The 21234-nt window shown below is 62.6% G+C and carries 18 protein-coding genes and 1 tRNA gene; 7 read left to right on the plus strand and 12 right to left on the minus strand.

Translation table 11 applies throughout. The features are described from left to right. Window positions 1-54 precede the first annotated feature (54 nt). The 8 genes from esaR to def all read right to left on the minus strand — a co-directional run bounded on the left by esaR (window position 55) and on the right by def (window position 8829). Complete coding sequence (gene esaR / locus P3T43_RS26230) at window positions 55-744, minus strand: response regulator transcription factor EsaR (protein ID WP_429283918.1); 690 nt, start codon at window positions 742-744, stop codon at window positions 55-57. Continuing rightward, window positions 745-3162: an ATP-binding protein gene (locus P3T43_RS26235; protein ID WP_429283919.1), complete on the minus strand. Its 2418-nt coding sequence runs from the start codon at window positions 3160-3162 to the stop codon at window positions 745-747. Further along, the gene (locus P3T43_RS26240; protein WP_074265898.1) at window positions 3152-3742 is read right to left on the minus strand and encodes a DUF4390 domain-containing protein; all 591 of its coding nucleotides are present in this window, start codon (window positions 3740-3742) and stop codon (window positions 3152-3154) included. The genes P3T43_RS26235 and P3T43_RS26240 overlap by 11 nt, the downstream gene beginning before the upstream one ends. After that, window positions 3739-5169, minus strand: a complete 1431-nt coding sequence (rsmB, locus tag P3T43_RS26245; RefSeq protein ID WP_429283920.1) for a 16S rRNA (cytosine(967)-C(5))-methyltransferase RsmB — start codon at window positions 5167-5169, stop codon at window positions 3739-3741. The genes P3T43_RS26240 and rsmB overlap by 4 nt, the downstream gene beginning before the upstream one ends. A gap of 429 nt (window positions 5170-5598) precedes the next feature. Next, window positions 5599-6456 (minus strand): zinc metalloprotease HtpX, encoded by an 858-nt coding sequence (gene htpX, locus P3T43_RS26250; protein ID WP_429283921.1) that lies wholly within the window; start codon window positions 6454-6456, stop codon window positions 5599-5601. 107 nt (window positions 6457-6563) lie between these two features. After that, window positions 6564-7205, minus strand: coding sequence for a LysE family translocator (locus tag P3T43_RS26255; RefSeq protein ID WP_429283922.1), 642 nt, complete (start codon window positions 7203-7205; stop codon window positions 6564-6566). 105 nt (window positions 7206-7310) lie between these two features. Further along, window positions 7311-8294 carry a methionyl-tRNA formyltransferase gene (fmt, locus tag P3T43_RS26260; protein ID WP_429283923.1) on the minus strand — a complete coding sequence of 328 codons (984 nt, stop codon included), beginning with the start codon at window positions 8292-8294 and terminating at the stop codon, window positions 7311-7313. Window positions 8295-8325: 31 nt separating this feature from the next. Next, on the minus strand, window positions 8326-8829 hold the full coding sequence (def, locus tag P3T43_RS26265) for a peptide deformylase (RefSeq protein ID WP_429283924.1): 504 nt from the start codon (window positions 8827-8829) through the stop codon (window positions 8326-8328). A 245-nt stretch (window positions 8830-9074) separates the two neighbouring features. Between def and dprA the strand changes: the two genes are divergently transcribed. The 3 genes from dprA to P3T43_RS26280 all read left to right on the plus strand — a co-directional run bounded on the left by dprA (window position 9075) and on the right by P3T43_RS26280 (window position 13676). Continuing rightward, window positions 9075-10289: a DNA-processing protein DprA gene (gene dprA / locus P3T43_RS26270; RefSeq protein ID WP_429283925.1), complete on the plus strand. Its 1215-nt coding sequence runs from the start codon at window positions 9075-9077 to the stop codon at window positions 10287-10289. A gap of 97 nt (window positions 10290-10386) precedes the next feature. Next, the gene (locus P3T43_RS26275; protein WP_429283926.1) at window positions 10387-10764 is read left to right on the plus strand and encodes a thioredoxin family protein; all 378 of its coding nucleotides are present in this window, start codon (window positions 10387-10389) and stop codon (window positions 10762-10764) included. A gap of 236 nt (window positions 10765-11000) precedes the next feature. Next, window positions 11001-13676, plus strand: coding sequence for a DNA topoisomerase III (locus tag P3T43_RS26280; RefSeq protein ID WP_429283927.1), 2676 nt, complete (start codon window positions 11001-11003; stop codon window positions 13674-13676). A gap of 236 nt (window positions 13677-13912) precedes the next feature. On the opposite strand, the gene P3T43_RS26285 is transcribed toward P3T43_RS26280, so the two are convergent. Further along, the gene (locus P3T43_RS26285; RefSeq protein WP_429283928.1) at window positions 13913-15010 is read right to left on the minus strand and encodes a LysR family transcriptional regulator; all 1098 of its coding nucleotides are present in this window, start codon (window positions 15008-15010) and stop codon (window positions 13913-13915) included. Between the two features lie 340 nt (window positions 15011-15350). After that, window positions 15351-17207 carry a phosphoenolpyruvate carboxykinase (GTP) gene (locus tag P3T43_RS26290; protein ID WP_429283929.1) on the minus strand — a complete coding sequence of 619 codons (1857 nt, stop codon included), beginning with the start codon at window positions 17205-17207 and terminating at the stop codon, window positions 15351-15353. 379 nt (window positions 17208-17586) lie between these two features. Here P3T43_RS26290 and P3T43_RS26295 point away from each other — a divergent pair, with 379 nt between their 5' ends. After that, on the plus strand, window positions 17587-18600 hold the full coding sequence (locus P3T43_RS26295; protein WP_429283959.1) for a D-2-hydroxyacid dehydrogenase family protein: 1014 nt from the start codon (window positions 17587-17589) through the stop codon (window positions 18598-18600). Window positions 18601-18682: 82 nt separating this feature from the next. Here P3T43_RS26295 and P3T43_RS26300 read toward each other — a convergent pair whose 3' ends face one another. Both P3T43_RS26300 and P3T43_RS26305 read right to left on the minus strand, forming a co-directional pair. Then, window positions 18683-19549 carry a patatin-like phospholipase family protein gene (locus P3T43_RS26300; RefSeq protein ID WP_429283930.1) on the minus strand — a complete coding sequence of 289 codons (867 nt, stop codon included), beginning with the start codon at window positions 19547-19549 and terminating at the stop codon, window positions 18683-18685. A 39-nt stretch (window positions 19550-19588) separates the two neighbouring features. After that, the gene (locus P3T43_RS26305) at window positions 19589-19993 is read right to left on the minus strand and encodes a PaaI family thioesterase (RefSeq protein WP_429283931.1); all 405 of its coding nucleotides are present in this window, start codon (window positions 19991-19993) and stop codon (window positions 19589-19591) included. Window positions 19994-20196: 203 nt separating this feature from the next. On the opposite strand from P3T43_RS26305, the gene P3T43_RS26310 reads away from it, so the two are divergent. From P3T43_RS26310 to P3T43_RS26320, 3 genes are all read left to right on the plus strand, one after another. After that, window positions 20197-20272: transfer RNA gene (locus P3T43_RS26310), tRNA-Lys, on the plus strand. Between the two features lie 202 nt (window positions 20273-20474). Further along, on the plus strand, window positions 20475-20756 hold the full coding sequence (locus tag P3T43_RS26315) for a hypothetical protein (RefSeq protein WP_429283932.1): 282 nt from the start codon (window positions 20475-20477) through the stop codon (window positions 20754-20756). A 38-nt stretch (window positions 20757-20794) separates the two neighbouring features. Next, complete coding sequence (locus P3T43_RS26320; RefSeq protein ID WP_429283933.1) at window positions 20795-21199, plus strand: DUF2471 domain-containing protein; 405 nt, start codon at window positions 20795-20797, stop codon at window positions 21197-21199. The last annotated feature ends 35 nt before the right edge of the window (window positions 21200-21234 follow it).

A 21234-nucleotide genomic window follows, 5' to 3' on the forward strand; every position in this document is an offset into this window, starting at 1 on the left:
TTTTTTGCTGAGCGGGATTGGACACTTTTTCAGGTGTCCGGGGCCGCCCGTACTTCACTCCCCTTTGTTCTTGCCGAGATCGACGCCGAGCTGTTTCAGCTTGCGATAAAGGTGAGTGCGTTCGAGCCCCGTCTTTTCCGCCACGCGCGTCATGCTGCCGTTTTCGCGCGCGAGGTGATATTCGAAGTAGGCGCGCTCGAAAGCGTCACGTGCGTCGCGCAGCGGGATGTCAAACGAGATCGAGGCTGTCTGCGCCGCCAGCGCGCCGCTGCCGATGCCGTCGTTCGAGAGCATGGGCAACGAAGCCGCCGACGCCACCGCCGCCGAACTCACCGGCAGCGCCGGCTTCGGTGCGGTGCCCGACGCTGCGGGCGAGGGATTGCCGCGCGCGAGACCCTGTTCGACTGCCTTCAACAGCTTCTGCAGCGCGATCGGCTTCTCGAGAAAGTTGAGCGCGCCGATCTTGGTCGCTTCGACAGCGGTGTCGATGGTCGCGTGGCCGGACATCATGATCACCGGCATCGTCAATTGACCCTGTGCGGCCCATTCCTTGAGCAGCGTGACGCCATCGGTGTCGGGCATCCAGATGTCGAGCAGCACCAGGTCAGGCGCCTGGCGCAGCCGGAACTCGCGCGCTTCCTGCGCGTTCTCCGCCGCCTCCACGACATGCCCTTCGTCGCTCAGGATCTCCGAGAGCAATTCCCGGATGCCCATTTCATCATCTACCACCAGGATGGTTGCCATTTACGCTGCCCTTGTCTGCACTGTTGCTTTTGTCGTTCCCTGCGACGCATTGCCATGCGCCGTTCGCGGCCCTGCCCCAGGTGCCGCTACATCATCGTCTGCCAGTTGAAGAAAGAGGATCGAAATCTGCGCGCCTTCGATCACATCGCCCGCTTTCAAACGGTTGCGAATGTCGATTCGCGCGCCGTGTTCGTCGACGATCTTCTTGACCATCGCAAGACCGAGGCCTGTCCCTTTGGCCTTGGTCGTCACGTAAGGTTCGAATGCACGCGTGAGAATGCGTGCCGGGAAGCCCGGTCCGTTGTCCGATACGGTCAGACGCACCGCAACGCGCACTTTGCCTTCCGCGTCGGGATCGCCATATTCTACTGTCCTCGTCTCGAGCAGCACACGTGGATGCCCGGCATCGGCCACCGCATCCTGTGCATTCTGCAGCAGGTTGTGGATCACCTGGCGCAATTGCGTGGCGTCGCCGCGGATCACCGGCAACGCGGCGAGCTCCACGTGGATCGCACTCTTGCCCTCTTCGATGCCATATAGCGTCAGGACTTCGCTCACCAGTTCATTCAACTGCAGGTTGGCCAGCACAGCCGGCGGCGTGCGCGCGTAGTCGCGGAAGCTGTCCACCATTTGCTTCATCGCCGCCACCTGATTGACGATGGTCGTCGCGCCGCGCTTGAGCACATCGGCGTCGGACGGTGCGAGTTTGTCGGCCAGCTTCATCTGCAGACGCTCGGCCGACAACTGGATCGGCGTAAGCGGATTCTTGATCTCATGCGCGAGACGCCGCGCCACTTCGCCCCAGGCGATCGAGCGCTGCGCCGAGATCACGTCGGAGATATCGTCGAACACCACCACGTAGCCGGAGGTCTGCATGTCTTCGGCATCGCGGTCCGTGGCGGACAAGAGCCGCGCGCCGCGCACCAGCAGCGTCAGCGGTTCGGTCTCACCCGCCACCTGCACCGAAAGCTGTTGCTGCCAGTGGCCGCGATCGTCATGACCGTCGCCGCTGGCCGCCTCGCGGTCTGCAAACGCCTTGCGCACCATCGCGCCGAAATCGCTCAGCACGGTGATCCGGTCGAGCGCGGCACCGAGCGCCGCCTGGAACGGTTGACGGAAAATCCGCTCAGCGCCGCGGTTGGCCGTTGTGAGGCGGAACTGCCGGTCGAAGACGAACACGCCCGCGGTCAGGTTGGCAAGAATGCTCTCCAGATAGGCCTTCGAATGTTCGAGCGCGATCCGGTTGTTTTCGACCGCCGCACGCGCCTCGGAAAGCTGCCGCGTCATCGCATTGAACGACTGCGTGAGGAAGCCCAGCTCATCGCGCGACTTGATTTCACGCTTCGGCGTGTAGTCGCCCTCGGTCACTTCCTTCGTCCCTTGCGCCAGCAGGAACAGCGGCCGCGCCAACTGGTTGCCGAGCGCGAGCGCCAGCATCATCGCAATGAAGGTGGCGAGGAAAAGCGCGAGCGTCAGCGTGCCGATGTACATCTTGCGCAGACCCGTACGGCCGAGCGCCTTTTCCTGATACTCGCGGTAGGCGCGCTGCACCGCGTCGGCATTGCGGGCGAGCGTCGGCGATACCGGTTGCGTCAACTGCAGAAAACGCTCGGTGGGCTGCAGCAACGACGCGTTCGCATCCGGAATGCGCTGCACGATCCGCAGCCGCAACACGCCCTTGCCGCCATTCGCGTTCGGGTCGCCGTCCACCTCGCCTTCGATCGCGGCAAAGCCGTGGCCACGCGCCTGATCGATCATCAAAGGCGTCGGCAAGTCGTTGGGGACGAGCGTCACGTAGTTGCCCGAGGCCTGCGCCACGACGTGCATGTCAGGTGCCGCGCCTGACATGCTGCGCACCGGTTCGACGATGGTCGCGTCCTGCACGCCGAACTGATCGCGCAGACGCAGCAGCGTCAGGGTCGTTCCCGCCGCGTCGGCGCTGGCAAGCTGCTCGGCCATGAGCCGGCCTTTGGTCTGCAGATCCGACAGCGATGCGTCGAGCATGCCGCGCCCGAGATTCAGCCCCGAGGTAAGCGCGGTCTCGACGTTCACGTCGAACCACGACTCGATACTGCGCGAGACGAACTGATACGACACGATGTAGATGATCCCGCCCGGCACCACACCGACCAGCGCCATGAAAAACGCCAGTTTCGCCAATAGCCGCGTGCCGAATTTGCCCTTGCGCAGCCGGTAGATGATGATCAGGACGAGCGCCGTCACGACCATCAGGAAGATCAGCGCGACTGCAACATTGGCCGCGTACAGCCATTGATAGTAACGGTCGAAGAACTCGGTGTTAGCGCTCGCCGCAGCGAGCAACACCAGCAGCAGGACGGCCGTGACCGCCACCGTCGACACCAGCACGCGCACGACGATGCTGCTGACGCTGGTGGTGCCGCGTACTTTATTTAGCACGTTCGGTCACCGTGAAAGTAAAACGCTTCCAGTCGGAAGAGAGATTCCAGTCGCGGTTGTTCACCGCGTCGATCTGGAAGGGCTTGGGCATCAGTGCGATGTCGAGTTGCATGCGCACCGACGCGGTATAGGTCTCGCCGTTCTGCACCTGATTGCGATCGATGACGTGCCACGACGTGACATGCTGGATCACCGCGAGCGCGTCTTTCAAGGTGCTGAAACCGAGTTGCAGGCCGCCCGTCGAGACGCGGTATTCGCGCGTGAGCGGCTGAAACGATAAGCGGATGCTCTGCGACACGCTCACCGGCTGCTCGTCGAACCAGTACCAGCGTGGCCGGCTCAATTCGAAGTCGGTCGTGAAGTAGAGCGGAATTCCCTTATTGACGGCATCTTCGAGGTTGCTGTTCAGCTCGAAATCAAACCGCGCGTCGAGACTCCAGCCGCCACCGTCCGACTGCAGCGATGCGCGCTGCACCGCGATCGAATCGGCGTATGCCGCGTCCGGCGCGCTCAGCCAAAAGGCCAGCACAATCCAGAGCACGGCCACGAGCCGAAGCGGAAAGAGGCGTTTGATGGTCACCGTTTCTGAAAGCGCGCGTAGAAAAATCCGTCGTGGTCTAGGTTCCAGCCGATGCCGCCGGGTCCGGCACGGGAACCCTCCGGGGCGTCGGCAGGCGCGCGGGCCGCTGTGGGCAACAGTTGCCCTGGCGCGTCCAATCGTACCGCATCCTGGTACTTGTCTCCAAACCACTGCGCCTGCAATTCGCCCTCATCGGGAAAGATCGAGCACGTAACGTAGAGCAACTCGCCGCCTGGCTTCACGAGTGGCCAAAGTGCAGCCAGAATCCGCCGCTGTTCGGCGACCAGCGCCGGGATATCGGAGGCACGCCGCAACCAGCGGATATCCGGATGACGCCGCACGATGCCCGACGCCGAGCACGGCACGTCGGCGAGAATGCGGTCGAAGGGCTGATCGATGTCGTCGTGCCACTTCGCGGGCGCGCCAGCGTCGCCGATGCGAACCTCCGCAGCCAGGCCGAGACGTTGCAGATTTTCACCGATGCGGCGCGCGCGCGTCGCGTCGCTTTCCAGCGCGACGAGTTCGAGATTGGCCCGCTCCAGCAGATGACCGGTCTTGCCGCCCGGTGCTGCGCAAGCGTCCAGCACGCGCATGCCGTCACGCGCGCCGAGCCACTGCGCGGCGAGCTGGGCGCCGGCGTCCTGCACCGAGACCACGCCGTCGTCGAAGCCGGGGATGCGGTCGACCGGCATCGGCGTGGCGAGGCGCACGGCGTCGTCGCCGGCGCGGGTCGCGTCGATCTGGTGATCGTGCAGCACCTGCAGATAGGCATCGACCGTGGTGCGCCGCGCGTTCACGCGCAGCGTCAGCGGTCCCTGCGTGTTGCCGGTGGCGAGCACATCCTGCCAGTTGTCGGGCCAGGCCTTGCGGACCGCGTCGATCCACCAGGCCGGGTAGTTCCAGCGCGCGACTTCGTCAGCCTGCGATTCGTTCAGCAGCGCCTCGCGCTCGCGCAGGAAATTGCGCAGCACCGCGTTGACGAGCCCTTTGGCGAACGCAAATTCACGCCGTGCGGCGATCGCGTTGACGGCTTGGTCGACGACGGTGAATGGCGCGTACGCCGCGTCCTGTTCAGCGTCCGAGAGCAAGGTCAGGGCGCAGGCGAGCAGGTTGCCGACGTGCGCCGGCGGCGCCTTTTTCACTAGCTTCGCGATCAGCCAGTCGGCCGTGGCCAGACGGCGCATGGTCCGGTACGCGACGTCCTGCACGGCCCCGCGCGCCACGGCGGCACTGCCTTCAGGGGCGGACACGAATACCGATTGCAGCGCCGCGGGCAGAGCCGACCCAAGCCGCACCGCACCTACCGCCTGAGCCGCGCAGTCGAGCGTGAAACCCAGCGATTCGGGCGCGAGATGCGACGTCGACAGACGTGGCTCGCGCGGACGCGACGAAGGCGAAACGGAACGCGTGGAAGGCTTTGAAGTCATGAAAAAGGCAAAAGCAGGCCGCACGGTGCGCGCGGCACAAACAGGGGACATTGTAGCTTGGCCGAATGGGTGGGCCGTGGGGAGGTGTTGCGGCGGTGTTGCGGCGGTGTTGCGGCGGTGTTGCGGCGGTGTTGCGGCGGTGTTGCGGCGGTGTCGCGGCGGTGTCGCGGCGGTGTTGCGGCGGGCGCAAAGGTGGGATTGGCGGGTGAATGGCGGGTCAGGAGAAGCAGGGCTTGGCGGACGGATGCGTGATTCAGATAGAGAACCGGTTGGACGACAACACGGGAATGCAAGCACTGGGCGGGTCGGCCGGACGAGCCGTGATTCGGACCAGCAGCATTGCATCACGCCAACGAAAAAGGCGAGCCCACTGGAGCTCCGCTTTTCTGAACAACGCAGCAATGCCGCGATGCACGTCCGCAATAACGATTACTCGAAACGCCCCGTACGCGCCATTTCCATCAAGCGCGCGACACGCTCTTCCGTGGCCGGGTGCGTGGAAAAGAGACTCGCGATACCGCCGCCCGCGAGCGGATTCATGATCATCATCTGCGCGGTTGACGGATGCGCCTCGGCCGTGGGAAACGGAATACCGCTGGCATAGCGATGGATCTTGTCGAGCGCCGACGCGAGCGCCTGCGGGTCGCCGGAAATCTGCGCGCCGCCGCGATCCGCTTCGAACTCGCGTGCGCGCGAAATGGCCATCTGGATTAGCGCACCCGCGATTGGCGCGAGCAGTGCAACCGCGATGCTTGCGATGGGATTGGCCGGACGGCCGTTTTCGTCGCGGCCGCCGAAGAACATCGCGAAGTTCGCCAGCGCTGAGATCGCGCCCGCCATGGTGGCGGAAACGGTGGAAATCAGAATGTCGCGGTGCTTCACATGCGCAAGCTCGTGCGCCATGACGCCGCGCATCTCACGCTCGGACAGCACCCGCAAGATACCGGTGGTCGCGGCGACAGCCGCGTGCTCCGGATCGCGGCCGGTGGCGAATGCGTTCGGCGCATCTTCGTTGATCAGATAGACGCGCGGCATCGGCAAATTGGCGCGTGTAGCGAGCTCGCGCACCATCCGGTAGAACTGCGGCGCACTGCTTTCGTCCACTTCCTGCGCGTTGTACATGCGCAGGACCATCTTGTCCGAAAACCAGTAGGAGAAGAAATTCATCCCGAGCGCGATCACCAGCGCGATCATCATGCCGCGCGACCCGCCGATCATCCCGCCGATCACGATGAATAGGGCCGTGATGGCGGCCATCAACATCGCGGTTTTGACCCAGTTAAACATGTTCACCACTCCTTGCCCCGAACGCGGGTTCATATCCACTTCCGCCTGCTGGCGGCGAATTCAACTGTAAGCTTATTGTTAGATATGGGCGGACAAGGAAAATTCAATCAGCGCGATGCCGTGGCGAGCTTGATGCCGAGCCCAACGAATGCACCACCGACGCCACGATCGAGCCACCGCTTTACCGTGGGTTTGCCGGAAAAACGTTGCGTGAGGCTGCCCGCAACCCACGCGACAAAACTATTCCACACCATGCTCATGACAACGAACACAGCCCCAAGGGTAAGGAACGCCAGCGCCTTGTGATCGCTGCCGGTGGTGACGAATTGCGGGAAAAAGGACACGAAGAACAACACGACCTTCGGGTTCAGGACATTGGTCAAGAAGCCCTGCGTGAACAATTGGCGTAGTGACTTCGGCGCCTCACCGGCGCGCGCGGCCCCTTTCGCCTCTGTCGCGGCAGGCCTCGAGAAAATCAGACGCACGCCGAGATACATCAGGTACAACGCGCCCACGAACTTGATGACGGTGAATGCCGCCGCCGACGCGGCCAGCAGCGCGGTCAGCCCGAACGCACAGGCAAGCGAATGCACGCAGCACCCGGCGGAAATGCCCAACGCCGACATCAAACCTGCGCCACGCCCCTGCGCGACGCTACGCCCGACGATATAGGCCGTGTCCGGCCCAGGCGTGACGTTGAGCAGGAAAACCGCGACGACGAAAAATCCAAAATGGGTGATACCGAACATCAAATCCTCTCCGGATACTGACTTATTGCATGGACGATTCTAACGCTCCGCGTGCATGCAGCGGGAGTCGGCCGAACGGTCTATAGGAAGGCGCCAGTACAGCTGTTACTGTGCTTCCGGCAGCGTAAAGCGTTGTCCCGCGGCAAGCGCGGAGCCGGCCAGAAATTCCCGTACCGGCAAGCGCTTGCCGCCCGGCTTCTGCAATTGCGTGAGACGTAATGCGCCTTCGCCGCAGGCCACGACTACGCCCTCCGGCAAAACCTCGAGGATCGTGCCCGGTTCTGGCTTGCCTGCGGCTTCGACCGGCATGGCGGACCAGATTTTCAACGCGGTGCCGTCGAGCGTGGCGACGCCGCCTGGGAACGGGTCGAACGCGCGAACCTGGCGCGCCAGCACGGTGGCGGAACGCCGCCAGTCGAGCGCGGCTTCCTGCTTGCCGATTTTTTCGGCATACGTGAAGCCTTCTGCCGGCTGGGGTGTCGCGGCGAGCTTGCCGGTGCGTTCAAGTTCGACCAGCGCCTCGACGATCAGCCGCGCGCCCGCGTCTGCCAGACGGTCGTGCAGCGTCGCGGTGGTGTCGTCGTCGTGAATTGGCGTGCGCGCTTCGGAGATCATCGCGCCCGTATCAAGGCCCACGTCCATTTGCATGAGCGTGATGCCGGTTTCCGTATCGCCCGCTTCGATGGCGCGGTGAATGGGTGCGGCGCCGCGCCAGCGCGGCAGCAACGAAGCGTGAATGTTGATGCAGCCGTGCGGCGCGATATCGAGCACTTCCTGCGGCAATAGCAGGCCGTAGGCGGCTACCACCATGACGTCGTGCGGGGTGGCGCGCAGCAGTTCGATGGCGGCGGTCGCTTCGGCTGGATACCTGCCCGAACGACGCAGCGACGGTGGCTGCGCAACCGCAAGGCCGTGCTCTGCGGCATAGCGCTTCACCGGACTGGCCTGCAGTTTCATGCCGCGCCCGGCCGGGCGGTCGGGCTGCGTCAGCACGAGCGGCACGGGAAAACCAGCCTCGTGGATAGCGGCCAGCGCCGCCGAGGCGAATTCCGGCGTGCCGGCAAAGATGACGCGCAACGAATGACTCATGTACGGGGGCTGTAGGCGAAATGGACGCGCATTACATGGCGTGAGCGAGCTTCTTCATCTTGCTCTTGATGCGCGTCTGCTTGAGCGAAGACAGGTACTCGACGAACACGCGGCCCATCAGGTGATCCATCTCGTGCTGGATGCACACCGCGAGCAGGTCTTCGCAATCCAGCTCGAAGGTTTCACCTTTTTCGTTGAGCGCGCGCACGCGCACTTTCTCGGCACGTTCGACGTTGTCGTAGATCCCCGGCACCGACAGGCAACCCTCTTCGTTGACGATCTTCTCGTCGCTCGACCAGATGATCTCGGGGTTGATGAACGCGTGCAGTTCGTCGTGCGCGTCCGAAACGTCGATCACCACGACGCGCTCATGCACGTCCACCTGGGTCGCCGCAAGGCCGACTCCGGGTGCCGCGTACATCGTTTCGGCCATGTCTGCGACCAGTTTGCGGATGCGGTCGTCGACCACTTCGACCGGCTTGGCGATCTTGTGCAACCGCTTGTCCGGGTAGTTAAGGATGTTCAGTAAAGCCATGATCTTGATTTGGTTTTCAGGCGCCGCTCACCGGTGGAAAGTCGCGACGCTGGCCATCTGGCCAGCTTGTGGGGTCGTCGCGATACGCAGAGGATGATGGTGTCGAACCGGTTCGATTCAACCCGCCAGGTTTGCGCAAACGACGAGCCCGCGCGGGTGGGTGCGGCGCTGCAGTTATTTCGGATGATGAAAATTTTAGCATGGCGCCCGCCTGCCCGCTGGCCGTGCTCGAGGATTGATACGCAATGCACACCCTGCCTACAACCGATAACGAACTTGCCGCATGGCTGCGGCTCTCGATGGCCCCGGGACTCAGGCCCGGCGCGTTGCGCGCGATGCTCAACGCATTCGGCCTGCCGGAGGCCATCCTCGGTCAACCGTTCGCGCTGCTCGCCGCCGCGACCGACGAGGCCTCCGCGCGTGCCGTGCATGCCCCGCCCGCCGCCGATTTCAGCCGTTATCTGGAAACCGTGCTCGAGTGGCGCGAACTGGACGGCAATGCAGTCGTGACGCTCGACGATCCGGCCTATCCGCCCGCCCTGTTGACCATGCCCGACCCGCCCACGCTGCTATATATAAAAGGCAGGCTCGATCTGCTGCATGCCAAAGCCGTCGCCGTGGTGGGTAGCCGCAGCGCCACGCCGCAGGGTGTAGAGGACGCTGAGCGCTTCAGCCGTGCGCTCTCGGAGGCGGGGCTCGCGGTCGTGTCGGGACTCGCGCTCGGGATCGACGGTGCGGCGCACCGTGGCGCACTGACGGGCCGGGGCGGCACGATCGCGGTGATCGGCACCGGCGCGGATCTCGTCTATCCAGCCGCCCATCAGCCGCTCGCACGGCAGATCGCGGCGGCCGGCACGATCATCTCGGAATGGCCGCTCGGCACCCCCGCGCGTGCCGCCAACTTTCCGCAGCGCAATCGCCTGATCGCCGGACTGGTGGGCGGCGTGCTCGTGGTCGAGGCGGCGATGCGCTCCGGTTCGCTCATCACCGCGCGCCTCGCCAACGAAATGGGCCGGGACGTCTACGCGCTGCCCGGTTCGATCCACGCGCCGCTGTCGCGCGGATGCCACAGAATGCTCAAGCAGGGTGCCAAGCTGGTGGAGACGCCCGAGGAAATTCTCGACGAGCTGGGGTTTGTGCCTCTGCCCGTCCCTGCGGTCGGCCCTCGGCCATGGCGCGACATACCGCATCAACGTGCGCCCGGAGCCACCTCCGGCACCGCGCCCGGGATCGCATCCACGGTCGCTTCGGTCCATTCTGCTGCTGGCGCAGGCGGTCTTGGCGCGGACGCCGAAAAGCTGCTCGCCGCACTCGGCCATGCCCCTGCGACGCTTGAAATTCTTGCCGCCCGCACCGACATGGAGGACTCAACGTTACAAAGCACGCTGCTGCAACTCGAACTGGCGGGCCGTCTGACGGTCTTGCCGGGCGGCCGCTTTGCCCGAGTCAGTCATAGCTGAGCCTGAGCCACGGCTGAGCACGGTCAATCGCCGTGGACCACGCGCCATGCTACATTCGCGCCAAAGCACCCGACAAAGTACGCAAGGAACCCACCACATGCCCGCGCTGAACCTCGACACCGACCAGGACCGGATCGCCGAGCGCGTCAACGACCGCGACACGCTGTTCGTGGCTTGTCTGTGTGCGGAGTGGTGCGGGACGTGCCGCGAGTATCAGGATGCCTTCGACCGGCTGGCGGACAAGCATCCGGAAATCTGTTTCGCGTGGATCGACATTGAAACCCACGCGGATCGCTTTGACGACCTGGATGTAGAAAATTTTCCTACGATCCTGATCGAAGACGGTATCACGACCCGCTTTTTTGGCACGGTGTTGCCGCAGACGGCCATTGTCGACCGGATGCTGGCCGATCTGACCGCACTACCGGGCGTGACCAGCGCCCCGAAACTGCGGCCGGCGCTCGCGGCCATCTGAACGGCCAGTTTTTGGCCAGCGGGCCAGCGGGCCTGCGGGCCTGCGGGCCTGCGGCATGGGCATTCAGGCGGTCTGCAGCAGGTCCGCCAAGGCTTGCTCAATATATAGACACGCATTTATGATGGCCCGCTTTGATGGCACTTGACACGCCCCGACGGCGCCGTGTGCTATAAAGCGGTCGTTAATGGGTCGCAAACCCAGGGTCTAAACCCGGATCTACCAACTCATATCCAGTCATGTCCAAAGCACTGATCATCGCCGAAAAGCCTTCCGTCGCGAACGACATCGCGCGGGCTTTGGGCGGTTTTACCAAGCATGACGAATACTACGAAAGTGACGATTACGTCCTTTCCTCGGCAGTCGGCCACTTGCTGGAAATCGCCGCGCCCGAAGAATACGAAGTCAAGCGCGGCAAATGGAGTTTCGCCAATCTGCCCGTCATCCCCCCGCATTTCGACCTGAACCCGATCGCAAAGAGCGAGTCGCGCCTGAAAGTGCTGAGCAAGCTGCTCAAGCGCAAGGACGTCGAACGCCTGATCAACGCATGCGACGCGGGGCGCGAAGGGGAACTCATTTTCCGCCTGATCGCGCAGCACGCGAAGGCCAAACAGCCGGTGCAGCGTCTGTGGCTGCAATCGATGACGCCCGCCGCCATTCGCGACGGCTTCGCCCGTCTGCGCAGCGACGAGGAAATGCAGCCGCTCGCCGATGCAGCACGTTGCCGCTCAGAAGCGGACTGGCTGGTTGGCATTAACGGCACGCGCGCCATGACCGCCTTCAACAGCAAGGGCGGCGGCTTCTTCCTGACCACGGTTGGGCGGGTGCAGACACCCACGCTGTCGATCGTGGTTGAGCGCGAGGAAAAAATCCGCCGCTTCGTGCCGCGCGACTACTGGGAAGTGAAAGCAGAGTTCGTCTGCGCCGCCGGATTCTACGAGGGCCGCTGGTTCGACCCGAAGTTCAAGCGCGACGAGTTCGACCCGGAAAAACGCGACTCGCGTCTGTGGGCGCTGCCCGCCGCCGAAACGATCGTCGCGGCCTGCCGCGGCCAGATCGGCACGGTGACGGAAGAATCCAAGCCGACCACGCAGTTGTCGCCGGCCCTGTTCGACTTGACCAGCTTGCAGCGTGAGGCCAACGGCCGCTTCGGTTTTTCGGCCAAGAACACGCTCGGTCTCGCCCAGGCGCTGTACGAACGGCACAAGGTGCTGACGTACCCGCGTACCGACGCCCGCGCGCTGCCCGAAGACTATATGGACACCGTCAAGCAGACGCTTGGCATGCTCAAGGAGAGCAACAACTACCTGCCGTTCGCCAAGCAGGTGCTCGACAAGGGCTGGGTGAAGCCGAACAAGCGCATCTTCGACAACTCGAAGATCAGCGATCACTTCGCAATCATCCCCACGCTGCAGGCGCCGAAGAATCTGTCCGAGCCGGAACAGAAGCTCTACGACCTGGTCGTGAAGCGCTTCCTGGCGGTGTTCTTCCCCGCTGCCGAATACCGGGTGACCACGCGGATCACAGAAGTGGTCGGCCATCACTTCAAGACCGAAGGCAAGGTGCTGGTCGAACCGGGCTGGCTGCAGATCTACGGCCGCGAAATCAGCGGTGAAGACGCCAACCTCGTGCCGGTGCAGAAGGACGAGAAGGTCAAGACCGACAAGATCGCCGCCCAGCAACTCGTCACCAAGCCGCCGGCGCGTTACAACGAAGCGACCCTGCTGTCGGCCATGGAAGGCGCGGGCAAACTCGTCGAAGACGACGAGCTGCGCGAAGCAATGGCCGCCAAGGGTCTTGGCACGCCGGCGACGCGCGCCGCGATTATCGAAGGTCTGCTCGGCGAAAAGTATTTGATCCGCGAAGGCCGCGATCTGATTCCGACCGCCAAGGCCTTCCAGCTGATGACCCTGCTGCGCGGCCTCGGCGTCAAGGAGCTGACCGCGCCCGAGCTAACCGGCGAATGGGAATACAAGCTCTCGCAGATGGAGCGCGGCAACTTGCCCCGCGATGCGTTCATGCAGGAAATTGCCCGCATGACGCAAACCATCGTCAAGCGCGCGAAGGAATACGACTCGGACACCATCCCGGGCGACTACTCCACCCTCGAAACGCCTTGTCCGAATTGCGGTGGTCAGGTGAAGGAAAACTACCGGCGATTCGCGTGTTCGAAGTGCGAATTCTCGATCTCGAAGATCCCGGGCGGCCGCCAGTTCGAAATTCCGGAAGTCGAAGAACTGCTGCAAAACAAGACCATCGGACCGCTGTCGGGCTTCCGTAGCAAGATGGGCCGGCCGTTCTCGGCGATCCTGAAGTTGTCGCTCGACGACGAGATCAAGAACTACAAGCTCGAATTCGACTTCGGTCAGGATTCGGGTGGCGAAGACGGCGAAGTGCCCGATTTCTCCGAACAGCAGCCGGTGGGCGCATGCCCGAAGTGCAAGGCTCACGTGTACGAACACGGCATGAGCTACGTCTGCGAGAACTCGGTCGCCAATCCGAAGACCTGCGACTTCCGTTCGGGCAAGGTGATTCTCCAGCAGGAAATCACGCGCGAGCAGATGGGCAAGCTGCTCGAAGAAGGACGCACCGATCTGCTGACGAACTTCAAGTCGTCACGCACCGGCCGCAACTTCAAGGCATTCCTCGTCAAGCAGAGCGACGGCAAGATCGGCTTCGAGTTCGAGAAGAAAGAGCCGTCGGCGAAAACCGCCGCCAAGACAGCGGCGGCCAAGGCTGCAGCCAAAACCGCGCCGGAAACGGATGACGACGAGGTCAGCGTAGTGACGAAGGCCGTGCCGGCAAAGAAAGTAGCGGCCAAAAAAGTCGCCGCGAAGAAGGCGCCCGCCGCAAAAACGGCAGCGGCCAAGAAAGCACCCGCGAAGAAGACGGCGGTGCGCAAGACTGGCTCGTAAGTGTGCGGTGGCGGTCGCTACAGTGACCGCCACGGTGAAAGAAAAAAGGCATAGCCGCGTCAGCGGACTATGCCTTTTTTATTGCCGGCAGCGTTATCAGGTAAAAGCTGACAGCGCCGCACGTTTGCCGCACCAAAACAAAAGGCGCTGCCATTTGCATTGGCAGCGCCTTTTTGCATGAACAGCGCGTCTAGCGTGCCGCGCAACCACCGCGTCACGTTATCACCGCTACCTCATCAAAGCGGCGATAGCGCAGCCGGCCGCGTCCGTGATGACGGCGCCTTGGCAGGCAGTTTCGGCGACAGTTCGCTATCCAGCAACCGCGACAGCGGTTCAGCGCCGTCGAACGCTTCGGGCGGTGCGATTTCCGACGAAGCGCGCCCCGGCGCGGATGCGGGTCGCACCTGGCCGTCCTTGATCCATTGCTCACCCAGCAGGCTATTCGGCGTCTGGCTGAAATGCTCGACCAGATGGTCGATGAACGTGCGCACCTTGGCCGGCAGGTGGCGGCGGCTCGGGTAGGCAATGTTGATCTCGACCTGCGGCAAACGGTAGTCGCCAAGCAGACGCACCAGACGGCCGCGCGTCATGTCGCGACCAATGAGATAGCTCGGCAGGATCGCAATGCCCATTCCGAGCAACGAAAACTGACGCAGCATCTCCGTGTTGTTCGCGACGATCACATTGGTGGGCCGAACCCGCACTTCGCCGTCCGGGCCGGTGAAGACCCGTTCGTCGCCCCAGTATTCGGACGGCAGAGACAGGCACGGATGCTCCAGCAGTTGCTCAGGACGCGTCGGCGTACCGTGCTTCTCCAGATACGCGGGCGTGGCGCAGACCGTCATACAGCCCGTGGTGAGGCGCCGCGTCACGATGCTTGCGCTGCGCATCTGGCGTGCGATGACGACGCCAACATCGAAACCTTCTTCGACCAGATCGACCTGACGGTCAACCAGCGTGACATCGGGGATGACTTTCGGATAGCGCTCGGCGTAGGTCTGCAGCACCGGCGCGAGGTTGTGTAGCCCGAACACCACCGGCGCGACGATGCGCAAGGTGCCGACGGGCTCGTGATTGCGCGCCACCACCATCTGCTCGACATCTTCCAGTTCGTCGAGAATCTGGCGGGCGCGTTCCAGATAGACCTGACCCGACTCAGTCAGCGAAAGACTGCGGGTGGTGCGGTTGAGCAGGCGGGTACCGAGACGGCCTTCGAGATCGGCCACATGGCGGGTCGCTACTGCGTTTGAAATATCCATTGCGCTGGCCGCGCGGGCAAAACTGCCGAGATCCGCCACGCGGACGAAAACTCGCATCGACTGCAAATGATCCATAAGACAACTCCTGCCGTGTTGCTGCTTCCTGACAAACCGATTCGGCCAGTAAAGCGAACTGGGAATTCTCTTACGACTCGCGAAATCGTGCAGAAGTTGCTCAAGAAGGCTTATTTTTCATTAGATTTCGTATCATCGAGCCCCTAAGTGCTGTGCACAATCATCGATTGTTCCTTTTTAAGAAACAATATGCTGCATCGCACCTAACATAGGGTTTATTCCTAGAACAGAGAGCAATATTGCTAGCGGGCCGGATGCGCCCCTCAAAAACCTCAGCAAGGTGCGGAAAAGTAAAAAACCGCCCGAAGGCGGTCTTTTAACGAAGTGACCACTCACGTGATTAAGCGGTCAGTCGTCCCTCAAGGGTTGTTTTGGCATCGCGAAGCGCCGACGGAAGGTTTTGCTGCAAGGTGTCGAATAGTTCCGCGTGTAAAGCGAGCTCGGCGCCCCACGCCGCGTCGTCGACCGAGATCACCGTTTCGAACTGGGCCTGGGTGAAATCGAGGCCGCTCCAGTCGAGATCCTCGTAGTTCGGTGAAATGCCGAACGCGTGTTCTTCACCCCGGGCCGTGCCTTCGATGCGGCCCACCATCCAGCTCAGCACGCGCATGTTTTCACCGAAACCCGGCCAGACGAACTTGCCGTCCGCACCCTTGCGGAACCAGTTCACGCAGAAGATTTTCGGTAGCTTCGCGTTCAATCGCTCGAGGCGCTCGCCGGTCTTCAGCCAGTGGGCGAAGTAGTCGCTCATGTTGTAGCCGCAGAACGGCAGCATGGCGAATGGGTCGCGCCGCACGACGCCTTGCTGGCCGGCCGCCGCGGCCGTCGTCTCCGAGCCCATGGTCGCAGCCATATAGACCCCTTCGACCCAGTCGCGCGCTTCGGTGACGAGCGGCACGGTGGTCGAACGACGGCCGCCAAAGATGAACGCGTCAAGCGGCACACCCGCCGGATTTTCCCAATCGGCGTCGATCGACGGACATTGCGAAGCCGGCGCGGTGAAACGCGCATTCGGATGGGCAGCCTTGCGGCCGGTTTCCTTGCCGATGGCGGGCGTCCAGTCCTTGCCCTGCCAGTCGATCAGATGGGCAGGCGCCTCGTCCGTCATGCCTTCCCACCAGACATCGCCGTCGTCGGTCAGGGCGACGTTGGTGAAGATGACGTTCTCCTTCAGCGTCGCCATGGCGTTGAAGTTGGTCTTCTCGCTGGTGCCAGGAGCCACGCCAAAGTAGCCCGCCTCCGGATTGATCGCGTACAGACGCCCGTCCTGGCCCGGTTTGATCCACGCGATGTCGTCGCCGATCGTCGATATCTTCCAGCCGTTCAGGCCCGCCGGCGGAATCAGCATGGCGAAGTTGGTCTTGCCGCACGCCGACGGAAAAGCCGCCGCCACGTGATGCTTGCGCCCTTCCGGCGAGGTGACGCCGAGAATCAGCATATGCTCCGCGAGCCATCCTTCGGCGCGGCCCATGGTGGAAGCGATCCGCAGCGCGAAGCACTTCTTGCCAAGCAGCGCGTTGCCGCCATAGCCCGAGCCGTAGCTCCAGATTTCGCGCTGTTCGGGGAAATGGACGATGTATTTGGTGTCGTTGCACGGCCATGCCACGTCTTGCGCGCCTTCGCCAAGCGGTGCACCGACCGAATGTACGCACGGCACGAAATCGCCGTCGCTGCCGAGCACGTCGTACACCTTGCGGCCCATGCGCGTCATGATGCGCATGTTGGTGACCACGTACGGGCTGTCGCTCAATTCGACGCCGATATGTGCGATCGGCGAGCCGAGCGGGCCCATCGAGAACGGCACGACGTACATCGTACGGCCCCGCATGGCGCCGTCGAAGAGGCCGTCGAGCGTGGTGCGCATCTCCGCCGGCGCAATCCAGTTATTGGTGGGGCCCGCGTCTTCGCGACGCTGCGAGCAGATAAAAGTGCGGTCTTCGACGCGCGCAACATCCGACGGATCGGACCACGCAAGATAAGAGTTCGGACGTTTGGACGGATTGAGTTTTCTGAGCGTGCCGGCCTCGACCATCTGGGCGCAAAGCCGGTCGTATTCTTCCTCCGAGCCATCGCACCAGACGATCTGATCGGGCCTGGTCAACGCGGCGACGCGTCCAACCCAGTCGATCAGCTTGCGATTTTTGACCCAGACAGGCGCCTCAATGGCGGGAAGTCCTGCAAAAGCGGGATGATTCATCGAGCTGTCTCCGTTTCGTTTGTAAGCAAAAAGAAAAACGGTACGAGCCCTACGACGCTGCTGCGAGAGGCGTCAATCCAGTCGCGTCAGGCTTGTCTGCCGCACGATTGTGCAGGTCGTGATGGGCCATGAGCCTGTTGCCCAACGCCCTCCATCAGCGGCCCTCTGCAACCGTCTGTAAAGCGGCTTGCATCGGATGGCAACAAACTGTTAAAAACGTTCTCAACTCTTGCCTTTTGCGTAGTCATGCCGTCTGTGCGGTACTTTTCTACAATAAGGCATCCATCCAAACCAGCGTGTGATCTACCTCACATGTTGGGACAGCAAGCTTAACACTCCGTTCTGCACCTTTGTGGTGCGCCGCAAAAACACCCATACTATGAAGATTGCCATCCTCGACGATTACCAGGACGCCGTCCGCAAGCTCGACTGTTTTCAGCTGCTCGCCGACCAGGACGTCAAGGTGTTCAACAACACCGTGCGCGGCCTCGGCCAACTGGCCAGCCGCCTGTCGGAGGTCGATGCGCTGGTGCTCATCCGCGAACGCACCCGCATCAGCTCCCAACTACTCGATAAACTCCCGCATTTGCGCATGATCAGCCAGACCGGCAAGGTCTCGAGCCACATTGACCTCGCCGCCTGTACCGAACGCGGCATCGCCGTGCTGGAAGGCAGTGGCTCACCGGTCGCGCCGGCCGAGCTGACCTGGTCACTCATCATGGCTGCGCAGCGGCGCATCCCGCAATACGTAGCAAACCTTAAGCAAGGGGCCTGGCAGCAGTCCGGATTGAAGACCTCGGCGCTGCCGCCGAACTTCGGCCTGGGCCAGGTGTTGCGCGGTCAGACGCTCGGGATCTGGGGCTACGGCAAGATCGGCCGCCTCGTGGCGGGGTATGGCAAGGCGTTTGGCATGAACGTGCTGGTGTGGGGACGAGGTCCTACGCTGGAAGCCGCACGCGCGGATGGCTACGGCGTGGCCGAGAGCCGCGAAGCCCTGTTCGAGCAGAGCGACGTGCTGTCCTTGCACCTGCGCCTGCACGACGACACGCGCGGGATCGTCAAGCAGGAAGACCTGCTGCGGATGAAACCCACCGCGCTGCTCGTGAATACCAGCCGGGCCGAACTACTGGAAGAAAACGCACTGGTGAATGCGCTGGCGCGCAACCGGCCGGGGATGGTCGCGATCGACGTCTACGAAAGCGAGCCGATTTTGCAGGGCTACAGCCTGCTGCGCATGGAAAACGTGATCTGTACACCGCACATCGGTTACGTGGAGCGTGAGAGCTACGAGCTGTATTTCACCGCAGCGTTCAAGAATATTCTGGCGTTCGACGCTGGCGATACGTCGAGCGTGGCGAATCCGGAAGCGTTGCAGGGTGGACGTCGGCGCTAACCGCGCCCGGAGTTGACCCGGTTCAGGCTCTCTTTCAATGGTGAGTCAAGGCGTAGGCGCCACGCACAGTGCGCCTGCGCCGTCAGTCGTGCGTCGCCAGTTCGAGCAATTGCGGCACCCGCGTCAGGAACTGCTCGCCATCCGCGCGGCCAAGGCTATACGCGTGCTGCATCTGCCACGGACTCGTGTAGTCCCAGCTCGAAATCGGCACCTTGCGTGACGGCTGCACATACAGCCGTTGCTGCGCGCCATGCGGCACGACGAACGTCTGCGGCCGCGGATATAGACGCGTGACCATCACTAGCACGTTGCCGGGCGTTTCATCGAGCGCGCCGACCGGCACGTTGTCGACCATCCCACCATCGAGCACCGGCCGGCCGTTGCGCCGCAAGACCGGTGTGAACGGCGGCGTCGAGGACGACTGCAGGATCAGGTCTGCGAGATCTTCGACCGTCGCGCAATCCTGCGCCCGTACGAATTCCGGATGGAAGCCGAGCGTCTGGCCGAGCGTGGGATGCAACGTCTTGCGAACGTATTTTTCGATGTTGTACGCGATCAGGCCCGCCGCGACCGCGCTGCGGGCACCGAGCCAGCGCGGCAGATGCGACACGCCAATGCGGATCTCGGGCGCCTGTGCGAGGGTTGCGAACTTGTCGCCGTAGATATCGAGCAGCGCTTTACGGTAGATCCGATAGTGCGGAAACACCGATTCGCCGCGCAGCAGATTGCCCCAATAGGCATTTTTTGTGTTGTGGCGCAACGCCTCTTCGTAATAGCGCATGACCCAGTCGGAATCGCGCGTGTACAGCATGCACGCCGTGGCTGCACCCGCCGAAATGCCGGTGATCACGCGCGGCCGGATCTTGAGTTCCGGCTGCACGATGTCCCAGAATCCCGCCTGCCACCAGCAGCGATTGCCGCCGCCCGCGAATACGACCTGATCGAACATTGTTCCTTTTCCTTGGAATGCGACTGCGACGTGCGGCGCTTATGACAGCAGCGCGTACGTGGTGGTGGCGTGGACGGCCATCTTGCCGTCCTCGTCGAACAGTTCGACCTCACCGAAGACCAGATTGCGGCCCATGCGAAGAACGCGGGCCGTGATCAGCACGTCGCCTTTGCGCACGGCGCGCATGAAGTTGATGTTCAGCGATACGGTGGTCATGGGCTTGAAGCCGTCGAGCGCTGCGGAAATGGCGACGATCATCGCGGTATCCGCCGCCGCCATGAAGACCTGGCCACAGATCACTCCACCTGAATGACGCAGTTCGCCGGAGAACGGCAGGCGCATGGTGGCGCTCTCTTCATCGACCTTCACCGGGGTCAGCGCAAGCGTGCGCACCCACGGCGCCAGTACGCGGTCGAGCAGCTCAGCTATCGCTTTGTCATCCATCGTTTGTCCCCGGTAAGCCGCGTGAGGCGTCTCGCGGCATGGTGTCGGCACATGATACCGGGACCGATAAACGCTGCGCGTTTTTGGGTCCTTCGGGCGGCTTGCCGGGGGCCTGCCACCTGGCCCGTTGCGAATTTTTTTAAGAAATCTGCTAAAGGGGCTTGGCAAGTCGCAAAAACTTCTTCATAATTTGCAGTCTGTTGGGGGCGTTAGCTCAGTTGGTAGAGCAGCGGACTCTTAATCCGTAGGTCGAGTGTTCGAGTCACTCACGCCCCACCAAAGAATTAAAAGGCCGGTTAGCGAAAGCTAACCGGCCTTTTTGCTTTGCGCGACCACATTAGCACCCCTCCTCCGCGTACCTCCCCTTCACACATTCGACCATCGCCTCCTCAGCGGCAAAGATCACGTTTCCACTCCCGGCGCTTGCATCTGACCAAAATACTGTATAGATTTACAGGTGTATGTTTATACAGGGTCAGCCATGAACCATCTCATACGCATTTTGAACGACGACGACAGCGAAACGCTTGCCTGGTTGTGCAAGCACGTAGGGGACGTGCGCGTAGCGAATGCTGCGCGGCATCTGGGAGCCCACGGCAGGCCGTATCTGTCCGCGGTGTGCCGCTATCTGGGCGTGCGCCCGCCGGCGCCGCATCAGCGCAGCCGCCCTGTTGAAGACTGCACGGTCGGTGATAGCTACCTTGTCCAGATCCGTCAGTTACTCGCGCAGCGTGGCGAGACGCCTATCAAGCGTCACCTTTGACGCGATCCGTCGCCTAGCCCTTTGACTAAAACAACATCATGATCAACGCTACTGCTCTTGAATCAGAAATCAGCAACGTCAACCAGGTCGCTTTTGAACGTGAATTGCGGAGCGCCTCGCTCGATCTGCAGCAGGTCATCGTCACGGTCGCAAAGCGTCACCTTGGCGGTGGCCGGCGCGCGTACTCTAGCGGCTCAGGAGCGCCGACCTGGCGCACGCTGCTGACGATTGACGAGCAGGTGTTCGAGAATCCGGGCTTTTGTGCCCGCAATAAAGAAAGCGTCCGCATGATGTTCGCCCGGTTTGGTGACAGTCGCCTGTGCGGCGCCGACCTCGATGAGCCCGTTGACTGGCGGCGCGACGATGATGACCTGCCGGCGGTCTATCTGATCGTGCGAGAGTTAGTGCAGTCCGAGGCAACCGCTACAGAGACAGCGGACTAATGCACGAGGGATGCGCCGAACCTGGTCACAGGTGA

Origin of the sequence: Paraburkholderia sp. GAS41 (assembly GCF_050436545.1) — a bacterium.
Classification (GTDB): domain Bacteria; phylum Pseudomonadota; class Gammaproteobacteria; order Burkholderiales; family Burkholderiaceae; genus Paraburkholderia.